We start from the raw sequence: 5,544 nt of genomic DNA, 5'->3' as shown, positions 1-5,544 counted from the left end.
CGGCAACATCAGGAACTGGGTGCTGGCACCAATCGTGTGCCTGAACCCGGAGCGGGAAGCGGTACTGCAGCAAACACCAAAGGCAGCGTGACACGCTCGCGCGACAACTACCTTGAAAATCGCCGATTACTTTGCAACTGATGCACCAGTCGGCGTACCAGTCCAGCAGCAAAGGTTGGCCGAAGGCGAAACCATCTTTGTAGAGGTAATAACCATCGGCATTTATGAACCGCAGGCGAATACTGTCGATGTCGGCTTCTATCAGATCAAGGCCAAAGGCCAGATCCACCGGCAGGAAGTCCTGGCTGTTATTCAGGGGGCGTTGAAGAGGGGCGGCTGTGAGCGAGGCAGATCAGAAATCCCGGCGCTGACCGGCGGTGGGATCAGTAAAAGCAGGCACAGCAAAAGGCGAAACATGTATCTCGCGAAATAAGAGTTTAACTAAAGGCCCCAGACATAATTCCGCCTCGCAAGCCAGGAAAACTGTCCTGCCCAAGCGAGCCGGGGGAGGGTAATCGCTGCGATCATCCAGCGAAATCCCCGTGCCACCCGACTGGGAAAGCTGGTCAGCGGCACGGAGCCTGAACCTACGGGTACTTGGCGAGGACCTCATCCTGCCCTGAAGGGGTAAGCCCGATTACCTGGTAGGCATGTTTGACATCCCCGTGCTCCATACCGGGCGATCCAGCCGGCATACCGGGCACGGCAATACCTCGCAGGTCGGAACGCTTGCGCAATTCGAGTATCTGCGCCACCGGCACGTGGCCTTCAACGAACTTGCCGTTGATCACACCGGTGTGACAGGACGCCAGACGCGGCTCGACTCCCAGGTCTTGCTTTACCGAACGCATGTTGCGTTCAACATGGTCGCGGACCTCAAAGCCGTTGTCTTCCAGATAGGAGATCCAGTCGTTGCAGCAACCACAGTTGGCGTCTCGGTGTACATCGATGATCAAGGGTTCAGCGGCATGGACCGCCCCACTTATCAGCAGCGCCGCAAGGACTGATATACGCAGTTTCTAGACATATAAGAACCTTGTTTGCCTTTCATTTTCAGTTGCAGCCGCAGCCACCGCTGCCACCGCAACCCGTCTTTTTTATGCTGCTCGATCCGGTTGCCGGACCGGCCAGCTGAGCGGGATATCCTGCATCAGCCAGGGAAGCAATCAGCGCTTGGCTGTCGCTCTGGCCGCTAACCCGCACCCTGGCGGCTTGTAAATCGACATCAACCTTGGTGACGCCCTCGACAGTGTTGAGCGCCTCGGTGACATGCTTGACGCACGAGCCGCAGCTCATGCCTTCGACGTTGAGTTCAATGGTGCTCATGAGAATCTCCTGGGAAATCACCGTAATGGTTCAGCAAATGTTCAACCTTGCCAGAAGGGCAAGGTCAAGCGTTTCAATCGATCGATCCCTTGCGCAGCCTCAACGCGTTAAATACCACTGAGGCCGAACTCAGGCTCATAGCCAGCGCCGCGATGATCGGCGACAGCAGCAGGCCGGTCAGCGGGTAGAGCAGGCCTGCGGCCAGCGGGATGCCCAGAGCGTTATAGAGAAAAGCAAAGGTCAGGTTCTGGTGCATATTGCGCACCGTGGCCACTGACAAGCTCCTTGCTCGCAGGATGCCCAGCAGGTCGCCCTTGACCAGTGTGACTTGAGCACTGTTCATCGCTACGTCGGTGCCGGTGCCCATGGCAATTCCGATATCGGCACGCGCCAGGGCTGGAGCGTCGTTGATGCCGTCGCCGGCCATGGCCACGCGGTGCCCTTCTTGTTGCAGGGCGGCGGCCAGGCGTTCCTTGTCCTGCGGTTTGACCTCGCCGTGCACCTCTTCGATGCCGAGTTCGCGGGCCACTGCACGAGCAGTAGTCAGGCCATCCCCGGTGGCCATGATTACCCGCACGCCATCCGCCTGCAGGCGCTCTACCGCCAGTTTCGACGTCGGCTTGATCGGATCAGCCACTGCCAGCAGACCAGCCAGGACGCCGTCCACCGCCAGGAACATGATGCTCACGCCTTCGCCGCGCAACTGTTCGGCCCGCGCACTGAGGGAGCTGGCATCCACGCCGGCATCATTCATCAGCGCGGTATTGCCTAGTTGCAGACGGTGGCCATCAACCTGGCCACGCACGCCGATGCCGGACGCTGATTCGAATGTCTCGGCCGTGCTCAGTGCCAGGCCTTGTGTACGGGCATGGTCGACGATGGCGTGGGCTAGAGGATGTTCGCTGCCCTGATCGAGGCTCGCTGCCAGGCGCAGCACCTCATCCGGAGTGAAACCAGGCGCTGCCTCTACACTGTGAAAGGCCGGGCGACCTTCAGTCAGGGTACCCGTCTTGTCGACGATCAGGGTGTCGATCTTGCGCAAATTTTCGATGGCACCCGCATCACGGAACAGTACACCGCTGCCGGCCGCCTTGCCGGTCGCGACCATCACCGACATTGGCGTGGCCAGGCCCAGGGCGCACGGGCAGGCAATGATCAGCACCGCCACCGCGTTGATCAAACCGAAGACCCAGCTCGGCTCCGGCCCCCAAAGACCCCAGACAAGGAACGTCAGTATGGCGATAGCGATTACCACCATCACAAAGTAACCGGCGATAACATCAGCCAGTCGCTGCATCGGTGCTTTGGAGCGCTGCGCCTGGGCAACCATTTGCACGATCTGCGCAAGCATGGTCGAGCTGCCGACCTTCTGCGCCTGCATCACCAAGCTGCCGTGTGCATTGAGGGTGGCACCGATGAGACTGTCACCGACGTGCTTCATGATCGGCACCGGCTCGCCGGTCAACATTGACTCATCTACTGCGCTTTCGCCCTCCAGTACCAGACCGTCGACAGGCACCTTCTCTCCAGGGCGCACTCGCAGCCTGTCGCCCGCATGAACATGGGTGAGCGGAATGTCGTTCTCCGTACCGTCGGGATTGATGCGTCGCGCGGTCTTCGGCGCCAGGCCAAGGAGTGACTTGATCGCCGCCGAAGTCTGCGAGCGCGCCTTCAGCTCAAGTATCTGGCCGAGCAAAGTCAGCGAGATGATCACTGCCGCCGCCTCGAAGTACACACCGATGCGCCCGTCTTTCAAGAAGTCGGCGGGAAACACGCCCGGCGCGAGAGTGGCCACGACGCTGTACAGATAGGCGGCGGCGGTGCCGAGACCGATCAGCGTCCACATATTCGGACTGCGCAGCAGGAAGGAGCGTACGCAGCGCTCGAAGAACGGCCAGCCGGACCAAAGCACTATTGGAGTGGCCAATATGAGTTCGACCCAGTTCTGCGTGGAGCCGTGAAATAGGTTCAGAGAGTGCCCCCCCATGGCCAGCACGGTGACGATCACCGTCAACGGCAGGGTCCACCAGAAGCGCCGAGAGAAGTCCTTAAGCTCCGGGTTCTCTTCTTCGTCTAGTTCCGGAATCACAGGCTCCAATGCCATACCGCAGATTGGGCAGCTTCCTGGTCCCGCCTGGCGAATCTCCGGATGCATCGGACAGATGTATTCAGTGCTCGGTTCGGACGGCGCTTGAGCTACATTCTGATTCTCCTCACGCGACCGTGCGCTTGCGAACCGCTGAGGGGCAGCCTGGAATTTCTCCTGACACCTTGCGCTGCAAAAGCGATAAGTCTTTCCTTCGAAGGTCTCGTGATGAGGACTATCTGGCTTGACCGCCATTCCACACACCGGGTCGTACTGTTTACCGTTTTGATCGTGCGAATGGTTAGCCTGATGCCGGTCGTGGTTGCTGGAAGAATTGTGCATGTCATTTACTTCCTATCTTTGTCCTTGGAGACACGGGTGGGATTGGAATGGCCACCATGGTTGTGACCAAACAAATGGAGCAACGGGCAAAGCAGCAAGATTATGTATGGCAGTCCCTGCAAGAGATGACCGTAATGCTCGCGTGCCAAGTAGAAAAAACCGATTATTGCCAGCATTAAGAGCGCTACGCCGGGTCTAGTCTTCCAAAAAGATATTTCATTATTCCGATGAAGATGGCGGTGATACACGGCAGTGACCTCCAGTGCTGGTATTTTTAGTACGTTGCGTCAGCATGAGCCGCTCGTCCCGATAGATATAGCATGCCAACTAAGGAGATTAACGGATCCTCACCTTGCCGACCCTCCTTGCTTGATAGCCGACTGATGGATGTCGCGCCCAATCTAAGCATTGAAAGAAACTCCGTGCAGAGGAATGAATTAATTCACTTCAAGTTCAGAGGTGCGCACACTTAAATTACTATCTGTAAGGCTCGCCCGCCTGATCAGATCATCAAAAAAAAAGGCGCCGTTGAGGCGCCATTAGGCCAAGGGAGCAATGTGGAAGGCCTGGAAAAACCAGCTGCTAGCATTCTTAGAGTCACTGCTCATATTTTGCTCGAACATAGATTCCGACTTATGTGAAACACTATCACCTCCGCCTGTCAGCGAGCTGATTTATACGTTACATTTTTGTAAGCTTCTAGATGGCGGCCTCGTTAACCTGCACACTGAGTCGAAACAAACTTTCGGAATCTGCCTGCATGAAATTACTGGTCGCTGAAGACGAACCCAAAACTGGTTCTTACCTGCAACAAGGACTTACCGAAGCTGGATTTACCGTCGACCGGGTCACGACTGGCACAGATGCGCTCCAATATGCGCTGAGTGAGGTTTATGACCTTTTAATCCTTGACGTGATGATGCCAGGGTTAGATGGATGGGAGGTGCTACGCATGGTCAGATCAGCAGGGCACGAAATACCCGTACTGTTCTTGACCGCACGTGATGGCGTGGAAGACCGCGTCAAAGGCCTGGAGCTGGGCGCGGACGACTACCTGATTAAGCCGTTCGCGTTCTCCGAACTTCTGGCAAGGGTCCGGACATTGCTTCGCAGGGGCAGCGGCTCCCCCACCCAAACCACCGTGAAAATTTCAGATCTCGAAGTGGACCTGCTAAAGCGCCGCGCCGTTCGTGCTGGGAAGCGAATTGATCTGACGGCGAAGGAATTTTCACTGCTGGAATTGTTGATGCGCCGACGCGGCGAGGTGCTTCCGAAGTCTCTGATTGCATCTCAGGTATGGGATATGAACTTCGACAGCGACACCAACGTTATCGAGGTCGCGGTACGCCGTCTGCGCGCAAAAGTCGACGACGACTTCGAGCACAAACTGATCCATACCGTGCGTGGCATGGGCTATATGATGGATGCACCGGAGTGAGACTGCGTCACCTTTCGCTGACCGCCCGAATGAGTGTCATGTTCATGTCTGTGGTGGTTGTAGTTCTCACCATAGCTGGGCTGAGCTTCAATTTGCTTAGCCAGCATCACTTCGAAGTGTTGGATCGGCAGGCCTTGGTGGAGAAGCTCGAATCGACCAAGAAAATTTTCAATAACGTACGCAGCAGCGCAAACCTTGCTGAGGAGCTACCGCAGTTGCGAGCTCTGCTAGTGGCCTGAGCGGTTAGTTCAATAATCTATTTTTCATCGCGCCAAGTTTAGCTTTGTGGACTGAGCTGATGATCGATTCAGCCGTTTTGTTCCATTTGAATGGCTTGGCGGAGAGCTCGTTG

The 5,544-nt window shown here is 56.7% G+C and carries 5 protein-coding genes and 2 pseudogenes; 2 read left to right on the top strand and 5 right to left on the bottom strand.

Annotation, left to right across the window (positions count from 1 at the left end):
• Positions 1-181: 181 nt before the first annotated feature.
• The 5 genes and pseudogenes from CW305_RS23975 to CW305_RS10515 form a co-directional block, all read right to left on the bottom strand.
• Positions 182-417: pseudogene (locus CW305_RS23975) on the bottom strand (protein-disulfide reductase DsbD); the annotation flags it as partial.
• A 170-nt stretch (positions 418-587) separates the two neighbouring features.
• The gene (locus CW305_RS10530; protein ID WP_234462266.1) at positions 588-956 is read right to left on the bottom strand and encodes a DUF411 domain-containing protein; all 369 of its coding nucleotides are present in this window, start codon (positions 954-956) and stop codon (positions 588-590) included.
• Positions 957-1,053: 97 nt separating this feature from the next.
• Positions 1,054-1,326 carry a heavy-metal-associated domain-containing protein gene (locus CW305_RS10525; protein ID WP_044313818.1) on the bottom strand — a complete coding sequence of 91 codons (273 nt, stop codon included), beginning with the start codon at positions 1,324-1,326 and terminating at the stop codon, positions 1,054-1,056.
• A 73-nt stretch (positions 1,327-1,399) separates the two neighbouring features.
• The gene (locus tag CW305_RS10520; protein WP_162836506.1) at positions 1,400-3,667 is read right to left on the bottom strand and encodes a heavy metal translocating P-type ATPase; all 2,268 of its coding nucleotides are present in this window, start codon (positions 3,665-3,667) and stop codon (positions 1,400-1,402) included.
• 92 nt (positions 3,668-3,759) lie between these two features.
• Entirely contained in the window at positions 3,760-3,930 is a 171-nt protein-coding gene (locus CW305_RS10515) for a DUF2933 domain-containing protein (RefSeq protein WP_080505060.1), read from the bottom strand.
• A 584-nt stretch (positions 3,931-4,514) separates the two neighbouring features.
• Here CW305_RS10515 and CW305_RS10510 point away from each other — a divergent pair.
• Both CW305_RS10510 and CW305_RS10505 read left to right on the top strand, forming a co-directional pair.
• The gene (locus CW305_RS10510; RefSeq protein ID WP_003292145.1) at positions 4,515-5,192 is read left to right on the top strand and encodes a heavy metal response regulator transcription factor; all 678 of its coding nucleotides are present in this window, start codon (positions 4,515-4,517) and stop codon (positions 5,190-5,192) included.
• 38 nt (positions 5,193-5,230) lie between these two features.
• Positions 5,231-5,428: pseudogene (locus CW305_RS10505) on the top strand (two-component sensor histidine kinase); the annotation flags it as partial.
• Positions 5,429-5,544: the final 116 nt, after the last annotated feature.

The organism is Stutzerimonas kunmingensis, from assembly GCF_002929225.1.
Lineage (GTDB): Bacteria > Pseudomonadota > Gammaproteobacteria > Pseudomonadales > Pseudomonadaceae > Stutzerimonas.
The sequence above is the reverse complement of the archived record's forward strand: the minus strand, read 5'-3'. Positions and strand labels throughout refer to the sequence as shown.